The sequence below is a fragment of the Nocardiopsis coralliicola genome (assembly GCF_054779695.1).
The window spans coordinates 52118-74888 of record NZ_BAAGXT010000029.1 but is presented as its reverse complement, the minus strand read 5'-3'; the positions used below and the strand labels follow the sequence as shown (position 1 = coordinate 74888).

Annotated in this window: 19 protein-coding genes; 10 read left to right on the top strand and 9 right to left on the bottom strand. The window is 73.1% G+C overall.

The window, feature by feature from the left end; all coding sequences use genetic code 11:
- From ACYVGT_RS19170 to ACYVGT_RS19160, 3 genes are all read right to left on the bottom strand, one after another.
- Positions 1 to 936 (bottom strand): sulfite exporter TauE/SafE family protein (locus ACYVGT_RS19170; protein ID WP_460860297.1); only part of this gene is annotated, 936 nt, incomplete at its 3' end.
- A 258-nt stretch (positions 937 to 1194) separates the two neighbouring features.
- On the bottom strand, positions 1195 to 1413 hold the full coding sequence (locus tag ACYVGT_RS19165) for a YbdD/YjiX family protein (RefSeq protein ID WP_460860294.1): 219 nt from the start codon (positions 1411 to 1413) through the stop codon (positions 1195 to 1197).
- A gap of 10 nt (positions 1414 to 1423) precedes the next feature.
- Positions 1424 to 3718, bottom strand: a complete 2295-nt coding sequence (locus tag ACYVGT_RS19160) for a carbon starvation CstA family protein (protein ID WP_460860292.1) — start codon at positions 3716 to 3718, stop codon at positions 1424 to 1426.
- Between the two features lie 171 nt (positions 3719 to 3889).
- On the opposite strand from ACYVGT_RS19160, the gene ACYVGT_RS19155 reads away from it, so the two are divergent.
- Both ACYVGT_RS19155 and ACYVGT_RS19150 read left to right on the top strand, forming a co-directional pair.
- Entirely contained in the window at positions 3890 to 4246 is a 357-nt protein-coding gene (locus ACYVGT_RS19155; RefSeq protein WP_460860290.1) for a hypothetical protein, read from the top strand.
- The gene (locus ACYVGT_RS19150) at positions 4243 to 5493 is read left to right on the top strand and encodes a relaxase/mobilization nuclease domain-containing protein (RefSeq protein ID WP_460860288.1); all 1251 of its coding nucleotides are present in this window, start codon (positions 4243 to 4245) and stop codon (positions 5491 to 5493) included. Before ACYVGT_RS19155 ends, ACYVGT_RS19150 begins: the two co-directional genes overlap by 4 nt.
- Here the strand turns inward: ACYVGT_RS19150 and mobF are convergent, their stop codons facing one another.
- The 4 genes from mobF to ACYVGT_RS19130 all read right to left on the bottom strand — a co-directional run bounded on the left by mobF (position 5494) and on the right by ACYVGT_RS19130 (position 10505).
- On the bottom strand, positions 5494 to 8598 hold the full coding sequence (mobF, locus tag ACYVGT_RS19145) for a MobF family relaxase (protein ID WP_460860285.1): 3105 nt from the start codon (positions 8596 to 8598) through the stop codon (positions 5494 to 5496). It abuts the gene before it with no gap.
- Between the two features lie 49 nt (positions 8599 to 8647).
- Positions 8648 to 9109, bottom strand: a complete 462-nt coding sequence (locus ACYVGT_RS19140; RefSeq protein WP_460860283.1) for a hypothetical protein — start codon at positions 9107 to 9109, stop codon at positions 8648 to 8650.
- 299 nt (positions 9110 to 9408) lie between these two features.
- Positions 9409 to 9576 (bottom strand): hypothetical protein, encoded by a 168-nt coding sequence (locus ACYVGT_RS19135; RefSeq protein ID WP_460860281.1) that lies wholly within the window; start codon positions 9574 to 9576, stop codon positions 9409 to 9411.
- 488 nt (positions 9577 to 10064) lie between these two features.
- Positions 10065 to 10505 carry a hypothetical protein gene (locus ACYVGT_RS19130; protein WP_460860279.1) on the bottom strand — a complete coding sequence of 147 codons (441 nt, stop codon included), beginning with the start codon at positions 10503 to 10505 and terminating at the stop codon, positions 10065 to 10067.
- A gap of 349 nt (positions 10506 to 10854) precedes the next feature.
- Between ACYVGT_RS19130 and ACYVGT_RS19125 the strand changes: the two genes are divergently transcribed.
- On the top strand, positions 10855 to 11826 hold the full coding sequence (locus ACYVGT_RS19125) for an ArsR/SmtB family transcription factor (protein ID WP_460860278.1): 972 nt from the start codon (positions 10855 to 10857) through the stop codon (positions 11824 to 11826).
- A gap of 72 nt (positions 11827 to 11898) precedes the next feature.
- Here ACYVGT_RS19125 and ACYVGT_RS19120 read toward each other — a convergent pair whose 3' ends face one another.
- Complete coding sequence (locus tag ACYVGT_RS19120; RefSeq protein WP_460860276.1) at positions 11899 to 12789, bottom strand: universal stress protein; 891 nt, start codon at positions 12787 to 12789, stop codon at positions 11899 to 11901.
- A gap of 1059 nt (positions 12790 to 13848) precedes the next feature.
- Between ACYVGT_RS19120 and ACYVGT_RS19115 the strand changes: the two genes are divergently transcribed.
- From ACYVGT_RS19115 to ACYVGT_RS19085, 7 genes are all read left to right on the top strand, one after another.
- Positions 13849 to 14079: a hypothetical protein gene (locus ACYVGT_RS19115; protein WP_460860274.1), complete on the top strand. Its 231-nt coding sequence runs from the start codon at positions 13849 to 13851 to the stop codon at positions 14077 to 14079.
- Positions 14076 to 15548: a sodium:solute symporter family protein gene (locus tag ACYVGT_RS19110; protein ID WP_460860271.1), complete on the top strand. Its 1473-nt coding sequence runs from the start codon at positions 14076 to 14078 to the stop codon at positions 15546 to 15548. Before ACYVGT_RS19115 ends, ACYVGT_RS19110 begins: the two co-directional genes overlap by 4 nt.
- A complete protein-coding gene (locus tag ACYVGT_RS19105) occupies positions 15545 to 17140 on the top strand; it encodes an amidohydrolase (protein ID WP_460860270.1) in 1596 nt (531 codons plus the stop codon). The genes ACYVGT_RS19110 and ACYVGT_RS19105 overlap by 4 nt, the downstream gene beginning before the upstream one ends.
- A 63-nt stretch (positions 17141 to 17203) precedes the next feature.
- Positions 17204 to 18034: an urea carboxylase-associated family protein gene (locus tag ACYVGT_RS19100; RefSeq protein ID WP_460860268.1), complete on the top strand. Its 831-nt coding sequence runs from the start codon at positions 17204 to 17206 to the stop codon at positions 18032 to 18034.
- 88 nt (positions 18035 to 18122) lie between these two features.
- Entirely contained in the window at positions 18123 to 18563 is a 441-nt protein-coding gene (locus ACYVGT_RS19095) for a nuclear transport factor 2 family protein (RefSeq protein ID WP_460860266.1), read from the top strand.
- 182 nt (positions 18564 to 18745) lie between these two features.
- Positions 18746 to 20173, top strand: coding sequence for a GTPase HflX (gene hflX, locus ACYVGT_RS19090; protein ID WP_460860264.1), 1428 nt, complete (start codon positions 18746 to 18748; stop codon positions 20171 to 20173).
- A 242-nt stretch (positions 20174 to 20415) separates the two neighbouring features.
- The gene (locus ACYVGT_RS19085; RefSeq protein ID WP_460860262.1) at positions 20416 to 21606 is read left to right on the top strand and encodes a beta-1,3-glucanase family protein; all 1191 of its coding nucleotides are present in this window, start codon (positions 20416 to 20418) and stop codon (positions 21604 to 21606) included.
- Between the two features lie 105 nt (positions 21607 to 21711).
- On the opposite strand, the gene ACYVGT_RS19080 is transcribed toward ACYVGT_RS19085, so the two are convergent.
- Positions 21712 to 22608 carry a LysR family transcriptional regulator gene (locus ACYVGT_RS19080; RefSeq protein WP_460860259.1) on the bottom strand — a complete coding sequence of 299 codons (897 nt, stop codon included), beginning with the start codon at positions 22606 to 22608 and terminating at the stop codon, positions 21712 to 21714.
- Between the last annotated feature and the right edge of the window lie 163 nt (positions 22609 to 22771).

Sequence of the window (22771 nt, the reverse complement as noted above, 5' to 3'; positions counted from 1 at the left end):
GTCGGCCTCCCACTCGCCGCCGCCGGCGCCCTCGGCCGCGGCGCCGTCGGCCGCCGCTCCGGCGGCGGCAGCGCGGTCAGCGCGGTGAGCGCGGACCGACCAGGCCACCGCCGCCGCCCACGCCGCCCAGATCAGCGCATAGACGGTGGTGCTGACGGCCGGGTCCACCGTGAACCAGTCGGCGTTCAGGATGGTCCGGGAGTTGGTGAGCACGATGATGCCGCCGACCGCGGAACCGAGTACCCGCGGCGGGAAGTGCCGGACGATCCAGGCGGCGAGCGGAGCGGCGAGGACGCCGGAGACCAGCAGCGCGGCGGCCCAGGCGAAGTTGATGCCGGCCGAGCCGAGCCCGACCAGGAAGCCCAGGCTGGCCGAGAGCGCGATGATGAACTCGCTGGTGTCGATGGAGCCGACGACCTTGCGCGGCTCGATGCGCCCGGACGCCAGCAGCGCCGGGGTGCCGACCGGCCCCCAGCCGCCGCCACCGGTGGCGTCGACGAACCCGCCGAGCAGGCCGAGCGGGGCCAGGAAGCGGCGGCGCAGCGGCTGGCCCAGGCGGCTGGTGGGGATCCCCCACCCGGTGAAGCGGATGAGGATGTACAGGCCCAGGGCGAGCAGGATGCCGGCCATGACCGGCTCGGCCGCCTCGGTCGAGAGCCAGCTGAGGAACGTGGCGCCGGCGAACGCGCCGACGGCGCCGGGCAGCGCGATGCGGCGCACGACCTTCCAGTCGACGTTGCCCATCCGCCAGTGCGCGACCCCGGAGGCGAAGGTCGTGCCGATCTCGGCGAGGTGGACCGTCGCCGAGGCGGCCGCCGGGCTGGTGCCGATCAGCAGCAGCAGCGTCGTTGAGGTCACGCCGTAGGCCATGCCGAGGCTGCCGTCGACGAGTTGGGCGAGGAAGCCGACGACGGCGAGGAGCACGAGGGTCTGCATGGGGCCTTCCCGGAGGGGAGCGGTCGGAGGTAGTACGAACTTTTCCTACCAGTTCGGTGGAAATAATAGGACGCTCGTCCCCGATCCGCAAAGGCAGGGCTTCCCCGCCGCAGGCAGACCCCCGCGCCCGGCGCGCCCGGCGGGCTTCCCGGTATCTCCACCGCTCACCCGCCGCGCAAGCAGCCGCCCTTCGGCGCCCGGAACGCGCAGCGGCCCCGGATCCGCACGGGATCCGGGGCCGTCGGAGGGCTCAGCGCGTCAGCAGCAGCGGGCCCCCGGGTTGGTGTCGCCCTTGTCGATGTGCCAGCGCCAGAAGGCGCGCTCGCTCATCGGCTCCACCCCCGGGTGCTCGCGCCGGTGGTGCTCCAGGTAGATCTCGTAGGCGCGGGCACCCACGACCCCGCGGGCGATCTGCCAGAACTCCCCGAGACGCTCGGCTGCGCGCCGCGCAGCACCGCGCAGCTCCGTGTGCGCCATCGTTGCCCTCCTACTTCCCCGGGTTCTCCGGCCCCGGCCCGCCGTCCTCGCCGGCAGTGTCCTCGCCGCCGTCCTTCCCGTCCGCGCCGCCGGGAGACCCGGTCGTCACCGATCCGCCGGAGGCGACTCCGCCCGCGGCGACCAGCTCGCGCTCCTCAGCCCGCTCCGCGCTGGTCGGGATCAGGCCGTCGGGCGCCCACAGCCCGGACTTCTCGTAGGGCGCCTCGGCAGTGGGCAGCGTGCCGCCGTTGCGCAGCGCCTTGATCCACACCCGCGTCGCGTCCACCAGGATGATCACGATGAGGATCGCGAACAGCGCCGACAGGACACCGTCGACCGTCGTGTTGACGACGACCTTCTGCATCTGGTCGACGCCCTCCGTCGCTCCCAGGCTGGTCTCACCGGCCGCCAGCGCCTCGGAGTACTGCGCGCGCTGGGCGAAGAAGCCGATCGCCGGGTCAGACGAGAAGACCTTCTGGTAGCTGGCCGTGAGCGTGACCACTGCGTCCCACGCCAGCGGCACCAGCGTGACCCAGGCGTACTTGGCGCGGCCCGACTTGATCAGCAGCGTCGTACACACCGCCAGGGCGACCGCCGCCAGCAGCTGGTTGGCGATACCGAACAGCGGGAACAGCTGGTTGATGCCGCCGAGCGGATCGTTCACGCCGGCCCACAGGAAATAGCCCCACGCTGCGACGACGAGTGCGCTGCACAGCCACAGGCCGGGCTTCCAGCTGACGTCGCGCATCGGCTTGTAGACGTTGCCGAGGGTGTCCTGCAGCATGAAGCGGCCGACGCGGGTACCGGCGTCGACGGTGGTGAGGATGAACAGCGCCTCGAACATGACGGCGAAGTGGTACCAGAACGCCATCATGGCCGGGCCGCCGAACACCGCGGAGAAGATCTGCGCGGCACCGAGGGCGAACGTCGGCGCACCGCCGGTGCGCGCGAGGATCGACTCCTCCTCGATCAGGTCGGCGGTGGACTGCAGGGTCTGCGCATCCACCGTGAACCCGAGCTGGGTGACCGCCGCGGCGGCGCTCTGCACGCTGTCGCCGAGCATGTTGGCCGGCATGTTCATCGCGAAGTACACGCCGGGGTCGATGATGCAGGCCGCGATCAGCGCCATGATCGCCACGAACGACTCGGTCAGCATCGAGCCGTAGCCGATCATCCGGACCTGGCCCTCCTTCTCGATGAGCTTCGGCGTGGTGCCCGAAGAGATCAGCGAGTGGAAGCCGGACAGTGCACCGCACGCGATGGTGATGAACACGAACGGGAACAGCGAGCCCGCGAACACCGGGCCCTGGCCGTTGAACGCGAACTCGGTGAACGCCGGAAGCTGCAGCGTGGGCCAGGCGACCACGATCGACAGGGCCAGCATCACGACGACGCCGACCTTCATGAACGTGGACAGGTAGTCGCGCGGCGCCAGCAGCAGCCACACCGGCAGCACCGACGCGATGAAGCCGTAGGCGATCAGGCCGAACGTGAGCTCGTTCGCGCTGAAGTGGAAGACCTCCCGCAGCACCGCGTGCTCGTTCACCCAGCCGCCGCCGACGATAGCCAGCAGCAGCAGGACCACGCCGATTGCGGAGGTCTCCATCACCCGGCCGGGCCGGATGTAGCGCAGGTAAACACCCATGAACAGCGCGATGGGGATCGTCATGATCAGCGAGAACGCGCCCCACGGCGAATCAGCCAGGGCGTTCACCACGACCATGGCGAGCACGGCCAGCAGGATGATCATGATCGCCAGCACGGCGATCAGCGCGGCGACACCGCCGACCGGGCCGATCTCCTCGCGCGCCATCTGGCCCAGCGAGCGGCCGTTGCGGCGCATCGAGAAGAAGAGGACCACCATGTCCTGCACAGCGCCGGCGAAGATGACACCCAGGATGATCCAGATCGTGCCCGGCAGGAAGCCCATCTGCGCGGCGAGCACCGGCCCGACCAGCGGCCCGGCCCCGGCGATGGCGGCGAAATGGTGGCCGTACAGCACGCGCCGGTCAGTGGGGTGGTAGTCGGCCCCGTTGTTGAACCGCTCCGCGGGGGTCGCCCGCGTGTTGTCGGTCATCAGCACCTTGTACTGGATGAACCGCGCGTAGAAGCGGTAGGCGATGGCGTAGGACGCCAGCGCGGCGAAGATCAGCCAGGCGGCCGACACCTCTTCACCGCGCGACAGCGCAATCATGCCCCACGCGACCGCACCCACGACCGCAACGGCCGACCAGACAGCGATACTCTGCGGGGTCCATTTCGGCTTCGGCGGCGCCGTTCGGGTGCTGCCGGGAGAACCGGACATGGTGCCGATCCCCTCTCCTTCGTTCTCGACAGCTGCGCCCTCACCGGCGCAGCTCTACGTGCGGCGCTCATCGTGGCAGCCGCCGCCCCGCCGGACGATGCCTGGAAAGCGGCGATTTCATCACGTCTTAATACGGACGGTAAACCGATCTTAACGTGGTAAGAAGCCCCCATGCCCCCGCAGCGACGCAGCGACCGCCGCACCGGCGTACGCCGCGACCACCACGTCAAGCTCAGCCTCAGCGCCGACGAGTACGCCCTCCTCGCCCGCGCCGCCGACCAGCACGGCATGACCGTCGGCGGCTACGCCGCCTACGCCTGCCTCGGCGCCGCCCGCACCACCCTGGACATCACCCCGGGACTGCGTGAAGCCCTCGTCACCCTCAACGAAGGCATCATCGCCCTCGCAGCCCTGGCAGACCGCCTGCACACCGAAAACCTCGGCCCCGCGCAACTCCACCGCGCCACCGACGCCATCGACACCCTCGAATCCGCCTCCGACGCCGTACAGAAAAGCGCCCGCGCATGATCGCCAAAGTCATGCGCGGGCGCGACACCCGGGCACTCCTCGACTACCTCTACGGCCCCGGACGCGCCAACGAGCACATCGATCCCCACCTCGTCGCTGCCTGGCGCAACTGGGGCGTCCACGACCCCGGCCGCACAGCGACCGCCGCAATCCCCGATCTCGCCCGGCGCCTCGACCGCTTCATCCTGCCCGGAGGCCCCCGCCACGTCTGGCACTGCGCGGTCCGCATCGCCCACGAAGACCGCGCCCTCACCGACCCCGAGTGGGCCGACATCGCCCACCGCCTCACCGACGCCGCCGGAATCGCCCCTGCCGGCGACCCCCGCGCCTGCCGCTGGATCGCCGTCCGCCACGACGGCGCAGAAAGCCACCACATCCATCTCGTCGCCACCCTCGCTCGCCAAGACGGACGGCTGCCCGGCATCCACAACGACGCACTCCGGCTCCGGCACGCCTGCCGAAGCATCGAAAACCGGCTGCGGCTCCGCACCACCGGCGCCCCCGACCGGACCTCCACCCCGCAGGCCACCCGAGCCGAGCGCGAACGCGCCATCCGCGCCGAACGCCCAGAACCCTCGCGCCGCAGCCTCGCCCGCGTCGCCCGGCGCTGCGCTGCCACCGCAGAAAGCGAAGCAGGCTACTTCGCGGCCCTCACCGCAAGCGGAGTCCTCGTCCACCGCCATCACACCGACAGCGTCCTCGACGGCTACGCCCTCTCCTGGCCCCACGACCTCAACTCCACCGGCGACCCCGTCTGGTTCTCCGGAGCCAAACTCGCACCCGACCTGACCCTGCCCCGCATCCGCGCCCGCTTCCCCACTCCCGCGCACAACCCGGTCGAGCCCGGCTGGGCCGCACTCGCCGCCGCTGCCGGCGGCGCCCACACCCACTGGGGCACAGCAGGCCCAGGCCACCGGGCTGCCACCGCCGCCGCCCTTGGCGACGCTCTCAGCGCCGCCGCGGCAGCAGCCCCGCCCGACCTCCACCCGGAGCTCTCCCGCGCCGACGATCTCTGGGGCCAGGCAGCCCGACCACCGCTGCGCCCCTTCGACCACACCGCAGCATCCGCACTGCGCCACGCCGCCCGGCACCTCCCCGGACCGAACGAAGCGCCCCAGGCCGGCATCGCCCGCACCCGGTCCGCATTCGCCACCCTGGCGGCCTCCATCGCAGCCTGGTATGCACAGCGCGGCTGGGGCCCGCACGAGCACGCCGCCCGAGCAGCGCACGCCGCACTCGCCCGCTGATCACGGCCCGCGCCGACCCGGCCCGTCACGGCGGCCCCGCCGTTCCGCGCCACCGCGCCGGCCCGGCCCGGCATACGGACGCCCCTTCCGGCGGCGCTGCACCGCCTGAAGGATCGACGGAGGTGCAGCCCTGCGCACGCTCCCGCCCTGCCCGCCCGCATCCAGCAGATCGCTCACCATCACCTCGTCGCGAGCACTGAGGCTGCGCCCGTAAGCCCCCACCGCAGCGGCCAGCAGCTCTTCGTCGGAACCGATCCGCGCACCGTCGACCCCCGCCAGCGCATCAACCGCCAGATACAGATCCGCCCTCTCCCGCGAACGCGTCATCGCCGGATACAGCGAATTCGCGTCAGCACCGATGCCGTACACGTGCACCCGCTCACACGTCAGCCCCTGCGCCGCAGCGATGGTCATCGCATATCCGAGACTCAGATCCCCCCGCGCCACCGCCTCCGGCGGGAACCAGGCGCTCCGCTCCCCCTCCCGCGTGCGCCACTGGACGCGCACACCCGAACGCGCATCGACCTCGGCGACCACCCCGCGCACACCGTTGAGGACATCGGGCCCTGCGCCGCGCCGCGACCGATAGTCATTGCGCCGCACCCGCACCACGTCCCCGGCAGCCACATCCAGCCGGCCTCCGCCGCGGAGCGCGAATCCCACATCATCAGAACCCAGCCACCCCCGCCGGCGCGCCAGCGAACGCATGCGGACGTTGAGCTCATCCACGTCGCTGTTGCGCGCCGCCAGCACCAGCACGTCTTCCGCCGCCCGCAGCGGATCCGCAATCCCCCCGCGATCCGCCAACCACCCCTCGGCAACCGCCGCGTGCGCCTCATGGGACCGCTCTGCCGCATGCACCCGGCCGGACTCGCCCCACACGGCCAATGCGCCACTACGGCCCCCATCGACCCACATGTCCAGGGCACGGCGGTCCACCGACCGCCGCTGGCGGCGGTTCTCACGCAGAGTCGCACCATCCACGATGCGATGCACCGCCGCAAACGAGCCGCCGACGCCCACCGCACGGAGCTGGGCCGGATCACCGATCGCCACAACCTTCGTACCGGCGCGCTCTGCCGCTTCCACCAGGGCCTTCATCGAGTGGTCATCAACCATCGCCGCCTCGTCGACGACGAGCACGTCAACCCCCTCGAGCCCGCGGCCGGACTCGATGTGGGCGAGCCACGCCGCCACCGTGCGTGCCGCAATGCCCGACTCGGCCTCCAGGTTCGCTGCGGCCACCGCCGCAGTCGCCGCGCCGGCAACCCGCAGCCCTGCCGCAGACCAGCCCTCGAAGACCGCGCTCATCAGCGTGGTCTTACCTGCTCCCGCCACTCCGCGCACGGCCTCGACGCCATGCCCCTCCACCAGCAGGCGAACAGCGCAAGCCCGCTGCTCATCCGAGAGCGCGAATCCGCGCTGCCCCTCGAAACCCGCCAGCGCCTGCGCTGCTTCGTCAGCCGAAAGCGCTGCAGCGCCCTCGCTTCGGCGGCTCCGCGCCGATAGGGCGATGGCCCGCTCAGCCTCTTCGATCCTGCGCGATGTCCACTGGTCGGAATTGGACAGATGGGTCTGCGGCCCTCCCCCGACCGCGACCGCCTCACTGCTGCGCAGCACGGCATCGGTCAGCACCTCCAACTCCGACTGCCCAGAGACTCCTTCCGGAAGGGCCTCCAGCACCGCCGCCATGACATGGGTCCGGGTGACGACCTTCCGCCGCGCGGTCACCCCCGTCTCCGGGTCCCATACCGCGGCCAGCAGAGCTTCCAGGTCGACCGGACTCGCGAGCCCAGCCGGGCTCGAAGACAGCCCAGGCAGTCCCGCGGCAAGAACCCGCTCCGGAACCCGGCCCGCCTCCCGGGCACGCCGATGCCACGCCGTGCGGGCGCTGCCCGCTTCCCCTTCCCGGCCCTTCGCCTCCGCCAGCGCTCGGCCGACTGCCCTGCGCTGCGCTGGCGAGGCATCCGCCGCGGCATGCGCATCGATCTGGTGCGTGCGCGAGCTGAACTGCGCCCGCAGGTCTGCATCGAACCCTGCGATCTCCCACTCTCCCGAGCGCGGGTCGCGCTCCCAGCGGGCTTGATACCGCTCCGTCAGCCGGCGCCGCATCCGCGCTTTGGCGAGTGCCCCCGCCACCGCGACGTGGCGGTGCAAGTCGCGCCCGCCGGCCGCCAACGTGCGCCACCGCCCGTCGGCGCACTTCACCAGGTTCGGAATGGTCACGTGGGCATGGATGTGCGGATCGCCGGCCTGCCCGCCCACGGGGCGCGCTGAGCGGTGCAGAGTCACCGCCGCGGCGAATCCGTCCGACTCGACCCTCTGGGCCCGTCCGCCGTCGCCGTGGTGCCCGGCCAATCCATAGGCGGTCCACTCCTCGACGGCGCGGACCGTCTCTCGCACCGAGTCGAGGTAGATCTCCTCGAACTCGGCCGCATCCTCCTCACTCATCAGCCCGTACGCCACCGACATGCTCTTCGGCATGTTCAGCACCAGGTCGTAGCCCATATTGCCGACAGCTACGCGATCCTTGGAGTGCCGGCGGGCCTGGGCGAGATCGCCCGCGTTCCACAGCATCGAGGCGTCCACCCCGGCCGCTCCCGCCACCGCCTCCAGATCGCCGACCGCGGCGCGGTGGGCCGCACCGTCCCGCAGTACCCCCCGCTCCAACCGCCGCCACCGCGCCGCCAAGCGCTGCGATCCCAGAAGCTCCACGGGATCCATCCCGCCGGGGCGGGAGGGATCCGCAGCCAGCGCCACCGCCTGCACTGCGTCGACCAAAGGCTGGGCCGCTAGCTTTGCCCACGGATCGACTGCCATCTTGGGAGCGACCAGCTGCTCACCGGTACAGGGGTCGCGCCCCGCCAGAGCCGCACGCATTTCGTCGATCTCAACGTCGGTCCCCAGCTCGGTGCCAGCCGCGCGGCCGAACTCTTCCCACCCTGACCCGATGCGTTCAAGCGGGCGGTCAACCCCGTCAAGGCGGTACTCCACCTGGCGCTCGCCGGACTCGTCCTGGATGTGCGCGTGCTGGTCGCAGCCGCACTGCGCGCTCAGGCGGTACTCGATCTGCTCCGTGCTGCGCAGTTCTACGACAGCGGCCACAAGCCCACCGCCGCTGCCAGCCGCCCCGCAGAAGCAGCCCTGCCGCCGGTCACTCCTCCGTCGAGGCCCACCAGGGCAGCTCCGCTCGGCGCTTGTCGGACCCGCGTCCCGGGCCGGGACGGGCATTCCACATCAGCAGCAGGTCACCCGCCCGGTAGCGCGCCCGGGGGTACCAGCGCTGCCCGTCGGCGGTGTCGGGGAGAGTGTCCGGCCGGTCGTCCTTGATCTGGGTAAGGCTGCGTCCGTCCACGCCGATCAACCGGGCGAAGCCGCCCAGGGTGACCTCGCGCTCCAAATCGGCGGGCGGCAGCTCCACTGGATCGGCACGGCGCGGGCGGAACGGCTCCAGCTTCTCGGGGTCGTAGAGAGCACTGCCCCCGCCGCCCCCCTTTTCGCTCATGCCGGCGCGGTAGCACTCCGGTTCCGGAAATCCGGGGTAGTAGCGCGGCATCACCCGGACGGCGTAGGCGTGGCTGTAGCCCGCATCAGCAGCCCATTGCTTGAGGGTCACCAGGGGAAGCCCGCCCGGTCCGCGGCGATCATCTGACGGCAATTGGGGGCCTTTCGGGCGAGTGCCGGGCAATCCGACACGCAGGGGATCTTGGCTGACGATACCAGCGCTCTAATTCCTCTAGGGCTTCTTCGGCTCAGTAGTGCTGTGCAAGCACTCCTCGCAGTTCTCCCTGCCGTGCCTGCACAGGGCGTAAACGATTCCCTTCAGGGCCTTCATGGTTCACCTCCTCTCGCTGTTGAGTTTTCAAGAAGCGGAAGCCTCAGTATATATACTACCCTCCCATTGGGCGGGTAAACCTACTTCTGGTTGGCGCGGACGCCGTTCCCGCAGGTGCAGGGGTGCCCGCTGCGCAACGTCCCCGTGTTGTTGCAGTTCGGCGACTTCGTGCAGTCACCCGGCGTGTCAGCCACGCTGCGCGCCGGACGGCTCTTCCATCCCTCCGTCGCCTTGTCCTTCTTCGCCATCGCTCCCACCTCCGAGGGGTCGCGCGATTGTTGCGGTGGGGCTCGGCCCGTCGGGCCGGGCCGGGCCGGGGGCATTCACAATCGGTTCCGAATAGGGCGGGGTCCTCCCTCGCCCTTGCCGTTGCCGTCCGTGCCCCCGGGTCGGGCCGGGAGGGACCCGACGGGGTGGGCTCCGAAACAATCGGGTGGGCCCGCCCCCGCCGGATCGCAGATCCCAGCGCCCTCCACCGCGACGGCAAGCCGGCGCGCCAGAAACCCGCCCCCTCAGGTCGCGTCTGCTGGCATCCCACCGATCCGAACCCTTCCCTATAACTTGCTCCCCCCTTCACTCCCCCCTTCACTACGCACTTCCTTCTCCCTTCAGGGCCCCGTCGATCCGCCGATTTCTCCAGCCCCTCCATTCCGCACAGCAAGAGAGCGGCAGGGCTGGAGGGCCCTGCCGCTCGCTGCTGGATGGCGGCGCGGTCAGTGTCCGGCGCGGAGGGTTGTCAGCACTTGGGCAGGCCCGGGATGGGCTTCCAGTTGTCGCCCTTCTTGAAGGCGGTGGCGCTCACCCAGACGTTCTTGTTGCCGGAGTCGTCGTCGGTCTTGGCCCACCAGGTGTTGTAGTAGCGGTTGCCGTTGTGGTCGAAGTAGTGCGAGATGCCCTCCTGCTGGCAGTAGAAGTAGTTGTTGCCCGGGTAGAGGTAGCCGGCCTGCTTCTTCATCTGGCGGTCCCGGAAGCTGGGCTGCGTCGCGTAGGTCTCGAAGTAGTACTTCTTCGCCTTGGTGGTGTTGCCGGCGTCGGCCTGCGAGCCGCTGCCGGAGACCTCCCCCGCGGGCACCGTGAGCGCCTTGGGGTCGTCGGCCGCCGCCGGGGCCGCCAGCGCCGTCGTGCTCAGCGCGAAGGCCGCCGCTCCGGCCATGAGGAGCTGTGCGATTCGGGGCATCGTTCCGCCTTCTGCTCGTCGTGGATGCGGGCCGGCCGTCCGGCCGGGCGCATCGGGAGTCCGCCGCGGGCGGCTCCGGCGCGCCGTCCGTTCGGCGCCGCCGCGACCATGCTCGGCCGGGCCCGGCACGGCCGCCCATCTCTTTCGCGCTGGCATGAAAGACCAGGCCCCGGAGGCGCTGCGGTATCCGCCGCCGCAGCCGGGACCCGACAAATCCCCGCGACGCGCCCCGATCGGTCACTCTCGGTGACCACATGCGGCCGCTGTCCCGGCAGTGGCCCCGGCACGGCGGCCGCAGCCCGCACTATGGGGGCGCGCACCTCCCCGACCTGCGCGAACGGAGGCGTCCGTGCTGCGCATCCACTTCTCCGAAGACACCCCCGAGCCCATCGTCCGCACCGCGGCGCCCGACCCGCTCTGGGAGGTGCTGCTGAGCCTGCACACGCTCCGCGGCGACCTGCTGGGCCCGGAGCACGCCCGCTGGCGGGCGCGGGTCGCCGACCGGATGGACCCGCTGATGCGGCGGCTCGCACAGCTGGCGCCGCCGGTGGGCTACTCCCCCGACTTCCTCACGCCCGGATGCGGCGACGGCGGACTCGCCGAAGGGCTGGAGCGGCTGCGCTCGACACCCCTCGCCCGGATCCGCGCCGACCTCGGCCTGCTCGCCGCCGAGCAGGGGCCGTCCTCGGCAGCGCGGGAGCTGGCGTCCGGCTCTTCCGACGCACTGCGCGGCCTGGAGCGGGCCGTGCGCTCCTACCACGCTCTGGCCATCGCGCCCGGCTGGGAGCGCATCGCCCGCGTGGTCCAGGGCTGCGGGGCCGGCACGGGGCTGCCGCCCCCGGACACGGTGCTGCCGGACCAGTGGCACTGGCGGGGCCCGATACTCGAAGCGGCCTACCCGGTGGAGCGCGACATCCGGCTCTGCGGGCGCCCGCTCCGCCTGGTGCCCTCGTTCTTCTGCCGCTGCTACCCGATCGCCTACGTCGACCCCGACCGGCCGCCGGTGCTGGTCCATCCGGTGCGGCTGCCGCCGGTGGAGTGGCCCACCCGGGAGCGCCGGGCGCTCGGCCGCCTCATCGGCGGAACCCGCGCCCGGGTCCTGCACGCCGCGGTCGAGGGCGGGACGACCGGGGACCTCGCGGCGCGCCTCGGGCTGTCCGGCGCCGCAACCAGCGGGCACCTGTCGGTGCTGCGCGACGCCGGACTGGTGTCCAGCCTGCGGATGCGCAACCGGGTCCGGCACATCGCCACCGCGCGGGGCTGCGGCCTCCTCGGCGCCGTCGCCGACGACTTCACCCGCCTCGCCGAGGCGCCCGGATGATCTTCGGCGCCCGCAGGCGGCGGCTCCGGCGGCCTGCGCTCCGCATCCGGCCAGCGCCGGACCGGGTGCGGTTCAGTGCTCGGACGCCCCGGCGCGCACCACCGCCACCGGCAGCTCGGCCCGATGCAGGACGGCCCGGCTGACCGAGCCGGGCAGCAGCCCCCGGATTCCGCCGCGGCCGCGCGACCCGACCACCAGCAGCGCCGCGCCGGAAGCCCGGGCCAGCAGTGCCGCCGCCGGCTCGCCGCGGGCGAGCGCCCGGTGCACCGCGGCGCCGTCGTCGGCCGGCGACCGGTGCGCGGCGACCGCCTCGGCCATCCGCTGTTCGAGGTCGGACTCGTCATCCGGCGCGGCGACCTCCGGCCGCAGCACGTGCACCGCCGTCAGCTCCGCCTGCAGCCGCACCGCCTCCGCCAGCGCGAACCGCAGCGCCGCCACCGACGTCGCCGAGCCGTCCAGCCCCACCACGACCCGGCCGCGGCCGCGCACCGGCGCGGGCCCGCTCCGGTCGTCCAGCGGCGGCACCACCGCCACCGGCCGCTGCGACTGCGCGCCGACCCGCGCCCCTACCGACCCCACCAGCAGTGACGCGACGCCGCCGCGGCCGCGCGAGCCGACCACGACCAGCTCCGCCCGGGCGCCCCGGGCCAGCAGCGCCGGCGCAGGCTCCAGCAGCGACAGTTCGGCGCCCACCGCCAGCCCCGGCCAGTTCTCCCCCGCGTACGCGGCGGCGCTGCGCAGCATGCGGCCGGCCCGGTCGGTGACGTCGGGCACCGGGGAGATCCGCACCGGCGGCGAGAACGGCGTCGCGATCGGCGGCACGCTCAGCGCGTGCAGCACGACCAGCCGCGCGCCGCGCAGCCGCGCCGCCTCGGCCGCCCAGCGCAGCGCCGACCGGCTCCCGCCCGACCCGTCCACCCCGACCAAGACCTCGGGGCGCCCGCCCGCCGCTCCGCCGTCCATCGCGCTCCTCCTCCGCCGCAGCCGCGCCCGGCCGCGGTCATCCGGATCCTCCGGAGTGACCCGACAACGATGCGGCCCGCCGCTCCGTTCCGCTCCGCGGAGCGCGGCCGGATCGCCGGGCTGGAGGCGGCGGAGCACCGCCCGGAGGGCCCGGCGGCCTTACTCGCCGACGACCTCGGCAGCGGGCGTTCGACACCCCGGTGGTGTCCTGGGCCCCCGGGTCCGGGTTCGAGAACCGGTCCTTCGGCGGCGGCCGCTACCTCGTCGGCTACGACTTCGACCGCGCCCTGGTGCGCCGGGTCTCCGGCCGGAGGTCGACTTCATCGCGCAGAAGTGCGCCGACTCCTCCGGCGCCCCGGCCAACATCAACGGACCGGTGGGCCGCACCGTCTTCGGATCGCTGATCGGCGAACGTATCCGCGGCACGCCGGGGTACCGCGGCCGGGCGCTGGAGCGGGCCGGCGCGGCGGCCGTCGGTCAGCGGCCAGCGGCCTCGGCGACCTCGTGCTGGGCGGCGGGGCGTCGCGGACCCCGCTCGTGTCCCGCCTGCTCGCGGAGCGGTTCGGCCGCGACCCGGTCGCCCTCGATCCCGACCGGTGGGGCGCGGTCGGCGCCGCAGCGAAGGCACCCGCCAGCGCGCGGCGCCGCGCTGGAGGTCGACCCGCCGGAGGCGGCCGTACCGGCGACCGGCGTCAGCGGCCGCGTCCCGCCCTGCCCCGCGGTGCCGATCCCGGCGCCGCGGCGGTCGCCCTCACGTCGGACGACGGGCTGTACAGCGCCGAGCGGGACGCCGCCGCTCAGCGGGTCGACGGGACACCCGCCCGCCGGTCGCGCCGCACCTGGATCGGGAGCCCCCGAAGGAAGGGAGCCGGCAGGCCCCGCGCCCGGGAGCGGACGCAGCGTGCATTTCCCTGGGACCGGCGGTGGCTTCGGCTGGGCAGCGGCCCGCAGTTCCGGCGTGGCCATTGTTTCGCGGGCGCGCCCGTGCCTACCCTGATGCCCCTGCCGACCGCCCACTCCTCCGCCCCGACCCTGCCCCTGCAGCCCGCAAGGAGCCCCGTGCGCGGAACCCCGTTCGCCATCGCCGCCGTCCCCGCGGCGGCCCTGCTCGCGGTCCCCCTCCTCCCCTTCCTCCGCACCGCCGACCTCTGGTTCGGACTGCCGCCGATGCTGGTGTGGACCTTCGTGTGGTGCGTCCTGGTCACGCCGGCGCTCCTCCTCGCCGAGCGCATCATCGAGGCCGGCGGGGATCCGGGCAGCGGTGCGGCGCAGGGCGGGGAGGACCGGTGACCTCCACCCTTGCGATCGCCCTGCTGGGTATGGCGGTCATCGGCGGGCTGGGCGTCCTCGGCCGCCGGGGGCCGCGCCGCGACCTCGCCGAGTGGACCGTGGGCGGGCGCTCGTTCGGCGCCGCCGCCGTCTGGTTCCTCCAGGCCGGGGAGATCTTCACGGCTTTCACGTTCCTCGGCCTGGTGGGCCTGGTGTTCACCGGGGGCGTCGCCGGGCTCTACGTCGTCCCCTACCTCACCGTCGGCTACATCCTGCTGTTCTTCATCGCCCCGCGGCTATGGCGGATCGGCAAGGAGCGCGGCCACCTCACCCAGGGCGACTTCCTCGCCGACCGCTACCGCAGCCGCACCATGGGGGTACTGGCCGCGGTGTTCGCACTGCTCTTCCTCTTCCCCTACCTACAGCTCCAGATCACCGGCCTGGGCCTGGTCATCGAGCTGGTCACCGGCGACGCCGCGTCCGGCGCGGCCGGTATGGCCGCCGGCACCGTCCTGATCATCGCGTTCGTGCTGTGGGCGGGGGTGCGCGGCGTCGTCACCACGGCCTATTTCAAGGACGCGCTCACCCTGCTGGTCATCGTCGCCCTCGCGGTCGCGATGCCGCTGTACTACGTGGGCGGCCCCGCCGCGCTGTTCGGGCGCGTCGCGGCCGAGCGGCCCGAGCTGCTGACGCTGAGCGTGGCGGGCAGCGGCCCGACGTGGTTCTTCACCAGCACGCTGATCAGCGTGCTCGGGTTCGGCCTGATGGGTCTGCCGTTCCTGTGGAACAGCGTGTACGCCGCGGCGAGCCCGCGGGTGCTGCGGCGCAACTACGCCTTCCTGCCGCTGTTCACCACCATGGCAGTGTTCCCGGTCTTCATCGGGTTCACTGCGGTGCTCGTGCTGGCCGGCGACTCCGACTCCAACAGCGCCCTGCTCAGCCTCGCGCGGGACATGCTGCCGGGGCCGCTGCTGGGCGTGGTCGCGGTCGCGGCGCTGGCGGCGTCGATGGTGCCGGCGGCGTCCATGGCGATCGGCATCTCCACCCTGGTCGCCCGCAACGTCGTGCCCGACCTCGGCCCTCGACGGCAGTTCTGGGTCAATCACGCCACCGTGGTCCTGGCGTGCCTGGGCGCGCTGGCGCTCGCGATCGCGCGGCCCGACCTGCTGGCCAATCTCATCCTGCTCACCTACGCCGGGCTGGTGCAGCTCACGCCGGCCATCGCGCTCGCGCTGTGGAAGGAGCGGCCCGTCCACCCGGCGGTGGTGCTGGTCGCGATGGCGGGCGGCATCGCCGTCACCGTCGGCCTGTCGGTAGTGCACGGCGCCGCGCTGGACAGTGTGAACGTCGGCGTGCACGGGCTCGCCGCCAACCTGGCGCTGCTCACCGCCGGTGCGGCGCTCGTCCGGCTGCTCGGCCGCCGGTCCCGCCCCGCGGCCGACCCGGCGCCTGCGCCGCCCGCATCCGCCGATTCCGAGGAGGCCGTGTGACCGCCACGCTCTACCGCGCCGGCACCGTCGTGACGCTGGACGGCCCGGACACCGAGGCGTTCGCCGTCGCGAACGGACGCATCCTCGCCGCGGGCGACCTCGCCGGTCTGCGCGCCGAACTGCCAGCTGCGCGCGTCGTCGACTTCGGGCCGGCCACGGTGGTTCCCGGCTTCAACGACGCCCATGCCCATCCCGGCATGTGCTCGACCGGTTCGGTCTATGCGGACCTGTCCCCCGGCGCGGTGGCTTCCGCCGACGACGTCAGGGCGGTGCTGGCCGAGCGGGCCCGGCGTACGCCGCCGGGCGCGTGGGTCGTCGGCCACGACTTCGATCCGCGGCGCACCGCTGGCGGGGTCGACCGGGAGCTGCTCGACGCCGCCGGGGGCGGCCGCCCGGTGCTGGTGATCCACAAGTCCTACCACTCGGCGACTGCGAGCTCGGCGGCGCTGGCCGCGGCCGGATACACCGGCGGCAGTCCCGATCCCGTCGGCGGAACGCTGGTGCGGGACGGCGCCGGGCGGCTCACCGGCCTGGTGCACGAACGCGCCTGGTTCGAGGGGTTCATGGGGTTCGGCGGACGCGCGAAGCTGGTCCCCGACGACACGCTCGACGCCCGGATCGGCGCACTGCAGGAGATGCTGTCCGGGATGAACGCCGCCGGGATCACCTCGGTGTGCGACGCGCTCACCCACCCGGCCGACTGGCGCATGTTCGCTGCGGCGCGGGACCGCGGAGCGCTCAGTGCCCGCATCGGCATGCTGGTCTGGCACGACCACGCCGAACTGCTGGACCGGCTCGGCATCGGGGCGGGGTTCGGCGACGCGATGCTGCGCCTGGTCGGGGTGAAGCTGATGTTCGACGGGGCGCTGACCGGCGGCACCTGCCTGTGCTCCGCGCCCTACACCGGGCCGGACGGCGCCACCACCGGCATCCAGGTCCTCACCGGCGAGGAGCTGGACGGCATCGTGCACCGGGTGCACGCCTCCGGGAACCGGCTGGCCGTGCACACCAACGGCGACGCCGGCATCGCCCGGGTGCTCGACGCCATCGAGGCGGCGCAGGCGGCCTCCCCGGGCCGGGTGCGGCACCGGCTGGAGCACTGCTCGCTGGTGGACGGGGGGCTGGTCCGCCGGATCGCGGCGGCCGGGGTGGCGGCGGTACCGTTCGGCGCGATGGTGGGCTACCTCGGCGACCGCCTCGTCGACCTCTACGGTCCGGAGCGGGCGGCGCGTGCCTGCGCGCACGGCTCACTCACCGCGGCGGGCATCACCGTCGCCGGCTCCTCCGACTACACGGTGGGCCCCTACGAGCCGCTGCTCGCGCTCCAGTCGATGGTGACCCGGCGGGCACCGTCCGGCGCGGTCCTCGGCCCGGGCGAGCGGCTGCCGCCGCGCCGCGCCCTAGAGGTCTACACCGCCGGGTCCGCGGCCGCCTGCGGTGAGGACCGCCTCAAGGGGCGGCTGGCGCCGGGCATGCTCGCCGACTTCGCGGTCTTGGCCGACAATCCGCTCACCGCGGACCCGGACGGGCTGTCCGGCATCGGGGTGGAATCCACCTGGGTCGGCGGGGAGTGCGTCTGGCCGCGCACCTGACGCGGGATCCGGGGCAGCGGGCGGCAGCAGGCGCGTACAGCAGCGGATGAGAAGGGAGCAGCCATGAAGGATCCGCCCGCCGCCTACCAGGTGCGCGCCGGGGGCGTGCTCGGCATCGACCGGGAGCTCTACACCGCGCTCGCCTCCGCCGGCGGCCGGACGGCGGTCGCGGAGTTCACCGTGCCGATCCGCTCCGGCCGGGCCTGGGAGGTTCCGGCCGGCCACCTCTGCCGGATCGGCACCCCCGAGGGCCCGCAGGTCGGCGACCTCAACATCTGGAACCGGTACGACCCGCGCGAGCGCCTCTGGGCCGCCCGCACGCGCCAGCTCCAGGCGGCCCATGTCAGCGTCTTCGACCGGCTCTGGTCGACGCTGCCGTTCCTGCGCCCGCTGGCCACCATCACCGCCGACACCCTGGCCGGCCGCGACCCCGGCGAAAGCGGCGGGCGCGTGCACGACCTGCTGGGCACCCGCTGCGATCCCTACGTGAACCGGATGCTCACCGGCGAGGACTTCGACCTGCACTGCCACTCCAACCTCACCCGGGCCGTGCTGCCCTGGGGCCTGACCGAGTTCGACGTGCACGACGTGCTCAACCTCTTCCAGTGCACCGGCCTCAACAGCGAGGACCGCTACTTCATGGCCGCGTCGCCGGCCCTGGCCGGCGACTACGTCGAGTTCTTCGCCGAGACCGACCTGCTGATGGCGCTGTCCACGTGTCCGGGCGGCGACCTGTCCGTCCCGCTGTGGGGGCCTGATGCGCGCGACCCGGTCGAGGTGTGCCGCCCGCTGTCCGTGGAGGTGCTGCGCCCGGCGGACGGGCTGCTGGACGGATGGCGCCCGCCGGAGCGGGCGGCCTACGCCGGCCGCCACGGCCTTGCCGGCCCCGGCTGACCGTCCGGTACCGCCCCTGGACGCGCGGCGGGCGGCGCCCTATCGTCGATGTAATCAACAAATTGATTACTCACTGACGGGAGTACCCGTGCATCCCTTCCGCCGCGCCGTCGAGGCCCGCGACCACGCGTCCCTGACCGGCCTGCTCGCGCCGGACGCCGTCTTCACCAGCCCGGTCGCCTACCGCCCCTACCCCGGCAAGCCGGCGGCCGCGGCGTTCCTGCGCGCCGCCATCCGCGTGTTCGAGGACTTCCGCTATGTCCGGGAGATGTCCGCCGACGACGGAGCCGGCGGCTCCGATGCCGCGCTCGTCTTCCGCGCCACGGTCGGCGGCAAGGAGGTCGAGGGCTGCGACTTCCTGCACACCAGGGCCGACGGGCTGATCGACGCGGTGACCGTGATGGTGCGGCCCAAGTCCGGGATGGAGGCTCTGGCCGCCGCGATGAACGCCCAGTTCGACCGGATCACCGCCGAAGCCGAAGCGGCGGCGCAGCCGGAGGCCGCCGCAGCGGAGCGGCCGCACTCCTAGGGCGCGGGCCGCAGGGCGGACGCTGCGGCCTTCCGCCGCGCCGGCGGAAAACCGCTTGCCGCCCCGGGGACGCACCGCCATAGAATCCGGACCACGGGGACGCGGGTTCTGTTTGCGCTGTTCGCACCGCGCCCCGGCGGCCGCCGGCTACGGCGCCGCCCAGCCGCTGCGAAGGGACCCCATTGACCGCTCACGACTCCTCTGCCCCATTCGGCCCGAACCCCGGCGCCGACGGCGACCAGGAGGAGCTCGCGGAGCGCCTCGCACTGCGCCGCGTCCCCGGGCTGTCCACCGAGCGCCAGGACGTCAGCGAGGTCGAGAACCGCAAGGTCCGCCTCGAGCGCGTGGTGCTCGTCGGCATCTGGCTCTCCGGGAGCCAGGCCGAGGCCGACCGCTCGATGCAGGAGCTGGCTGCCCTGGCCGAGACCGCCGGCGCCGACGTCGTCGACGGCGTGGTGCAGCGCCGTTCCAAGCCCGACCCTGCCACCTATATCGGCTCCGGCAAGGCCGCAGAGCTGGCCGACATCGTCGAGGCGCACGGCGCCGACACCGTCGTCTGCGACGGCGAGCTGTCATCGGCCCAGATCGTCCACCTCGAGGACACCGTGGGCGCCAAGGTGGTCGACCGCACCGCGCTGATCCTCGACATCTTCGCGCAGCACGCCAAGTCCCGCGAGGGCCGGGCGCAGGTCGCGCTCGCCCAGATGGAGTACATGCTGCCGCGGCTGCGCGGCTGGGGCCGCTCGCTGTCCCGACAGTCCGGCGGCAGCGGCGGTGGCGGCGGCATGGCCACCCGCGGGCCCGGAGAGACGAAGCTGGAGACGGACCGCCGGCGGATCGAAGAGAAGATGGCCAAGGCACGGGCCGAGATCGCCGAGCTGCAGGCCCGCCGCGCGGTGACGCGCACCGAGCGCCAGCGCCGCGGCGTCCCCGCGGTGGCGCTGGCCGGCTACACCAACGCCGGCAAGTCCAGCCTACTCAACCGGCTCACCGGCGCGGGCGTGCTGGTGCAGGACGCGCTGTTCGCCACGCTCGACACGACCGTGCGGCGGTCCCGCACGCCGCAGGGGCGCGACATCACCCTCGCCGACACGGTGGGCTTCGTGCGCCACCTGCCGCACCAGCTCGTCGCAGCGTTCCGCTCCACTCTGGAGGAGGTGGCAGACGCCGACCTGCTGCTGCACGTGGTGGACGGCTCCCAGGAGGACCCGGAGGGCCGGATCGAGGCGGTCCGCGAGGTGGTGGCGGAGCTGGGTGCGGTGGACGTGCCGGAGATCCTCGTCATCAACAAGGCCGACGCCGCCGACCCGGAGGAGCTGCAGCGGCTGCTCGACTCGGCCGACGCCGCGGTCGCGGTCTCGGCGCGCACCGGCGACGGGGTGGACGCGCTGCTCGCCGCCGTCGACAACGCGCTGCCCCGCCCGGAGGTCCGGGTCACCGCCCGGGTCCCCTTCGACCGCGGCGACCTGGTGTCCCGGGTCCACTCCGAAGGCCTCATCGACGCACTGGAGCAGACCGCTGAGGGCACCGTCCTCACCGCCGACGTCCACCCGGAGCTGGCGGCCGCCCTGGAGCCCTTCGCGCTGCCCGAGGAGGAGGCCGCCCACTAGGGCTCCGGCGGCCGCCGGCCGCTGCTGTCGTCCCCGCGCGGCCCGCCCTCCCCCGAGGAGGGCGGGCCGCGCGCTTGTGCTGGCCCGGTGGAGTGAGAGCGCTCCCATACGCACAAGTGTGACTTATCCCATACCCCATGCCGCTCACCAGCACCGCCGTCACCGAACGCGATTCGGAGGTGTTGACGCGCCGCATCCGGGTGGACACGTTGGGCTCCGGAAGAAATAGGAAGGAGTCTTCAATGATTAGTCGCAGACGCTTTCTCGGCGGTGTCGGTGTTGCCGCGGCCGCCGCGGGCGCCGGCGGGGTCCTGCTCTCCGGCCCCGGACCGCGCGGAGTCGCCGCCTCGACGGCGCGCTCCACCGCGCAGGCCGCCCTGCCGGTGACGCTCGTCAACCAGACCGGGTCGTTCGCCAACTCCGACGTGCTCGTCTACGTCGTGGGCACCAACATCGACACCGGCGAGATGGTGCACGTGACCCGGGACGGCTCGATGGTGCCGGTCGAGGAGTCCGACAACACCGACGACGGCTACACCGACTACAGCATCCCGCTGGAGTCCGGCGACACGGTGCTGGACCTGCCGCAGCCGATGTCGGGGCGGATCTACTTCGCGCTCGGCGACAAGCTGCGGTTCAAGGCGGTCACCGACGGCGAGGGCCGGGCCGCCCTGCAGTACCCGGCCGGCCACGTCGAGAACGACCCGAGCTACGGCGTCCTCTACGACACCTTCGAATTCACCCACCAGGCCGACGGCATGTACTGCAACTCCTCCATGGTGGACCAGTTCAGCGTGCCGATCGCGATCCGGCTCCAGGGCGAGCAGGACCAGACCACCGGCCTGCTGGTCGACGGCGGCCGGGACGCGATCTTCGACGCCATCGCCGCGGACCCCGACCTGTCCCCGCTCCTGGTCGGCGACCGCACGCGCATCATCGCGCCGAGCCACGGCCTGGACACCAGCCTGTTCCCCGAGGACTACTTCGCGCCCTACATCGACGAGGTCTGGGACCACTACGCGCAGAACAGCCTGCAGGTCACCACGAACGAGGGCGTGTTCACCGGCGGCGTCCAGGGCGGCCAGTTCACCTTCGACGGCGGCGTGGAGGCGTTCGACAAGCCCAGCACCCGCGACGTCCTGTTCTGCGACGGCGCCCTGGCCGCCCCCAACGACGGGCTCACCGGCCCGGTCGCGGCGATCCTCGGCGCCGCCTTCAACCGCGGCACGCTGCTCTCGCACGCCGAGCAGCCCACCGACGATGCGGCCGACTTCTACCTGACCGACATCGCCAACCACTACTCGCGCATCCTGCACGAGAACATGGTCGACGGAAAGGCGTACGGCTTCGCGTTCGACGACGTCGCCGACTTCGCCTCCTACGTCCAGGACCACTCCCCCACCGCCGTCACCGTCACCCTGACCCCCTTCTAGAGCACACGGCGCGCAGGGCGCGCCGCCCCGGCCGCGGCCCGCATCCGGCTCTTCCGGAGGCGGGCCGCGGCGCGTGCGCCCCGGGAGAGCGGGCCGCGCGGCAGGTCAGCCGAACGAATCCGGGCCGGCCTCCACCGGGGTGGCGGCGATCGCGTCGGCGACGGCCGCGACCACACTGCGCGTGTGCCGGGGCCGCACCAGCCAGGTCGACATCGCCAGCGACAGCCCTGACAGCGAGCGCCACGTCCAGCCCCGCAGGTGCGCGGCTGCCGTATGCGCGCCGACCAGGACCGCGTCGGCGCGCACCGCTTCGGCGCAGGGCCGCGCGTACTCGGCGAACCGGGCGAACCGCCAGACCGGGTGGACGTCCGCGGCCAGCGCCGCCGCGATGATCCCGTCCTGCTGCGTGGGCACCTGCTCCCGCGAGTGGACGAGCACCCGCAGCCCGTCCAAGTCCTCCAGCCGGAAGCGCTCCGCGGCGGCCAGCGGGTGCCCGGGTCGGACGGCAGCGCCCATCGGCTCGCGCCACAGCAGCACCGACGCGTGGTCCGCGGTCGGCGCCTGGTGGACCACGCCGATATCGAGGCGGCCCTGCCGGACCGCGCGCAGCTGGCCCAGGCTGCCCTCCTCGGAGAATTCGAGGTCGCAGGTCGGCACGGCGGCGGCGACGCGGTGCGCAGCGGCCGTCGGCCAGTGCGCGGGCAGGCCGGGCGGCAGGCCGACGCGGACCAGCTCGCGCGCCCGCTCCACGCCGGCGACCACGTCGTGCGTCGCGGCCTCCAGGGTGAGCAGCTGGCGCGCGTGCTCAAGCAGCGCGGCGCCGGCGGCGGTCAGACCGATCCCGCGCGGGCCGCGCTCGACGAGGACCGTGCCGAGCTGCCGCTCCAGTTCGCGGATCTGCCGGCTGAGCGAGGGCTGGGAGATGTGCAGCCGCGCGGCCGCCCGGTTGAACGAGCCCTCGTCGGCGAGCGCGGAGAAGTAGCGGAGATGGCGGAATTCCACGGGGCCTCCGTGCGGGACGCGGGGGGGTATAGGCGGGGAGCATATCCCAGGTACCCGACGGGACTTGGACGTGACGGACGCCATGGGCTGTAATGGGGCACGCCACCGCGTTACGGCCGCATTTCATCGGCGATCACCCCTGCCAGCTGCACCTGAGTAGCTC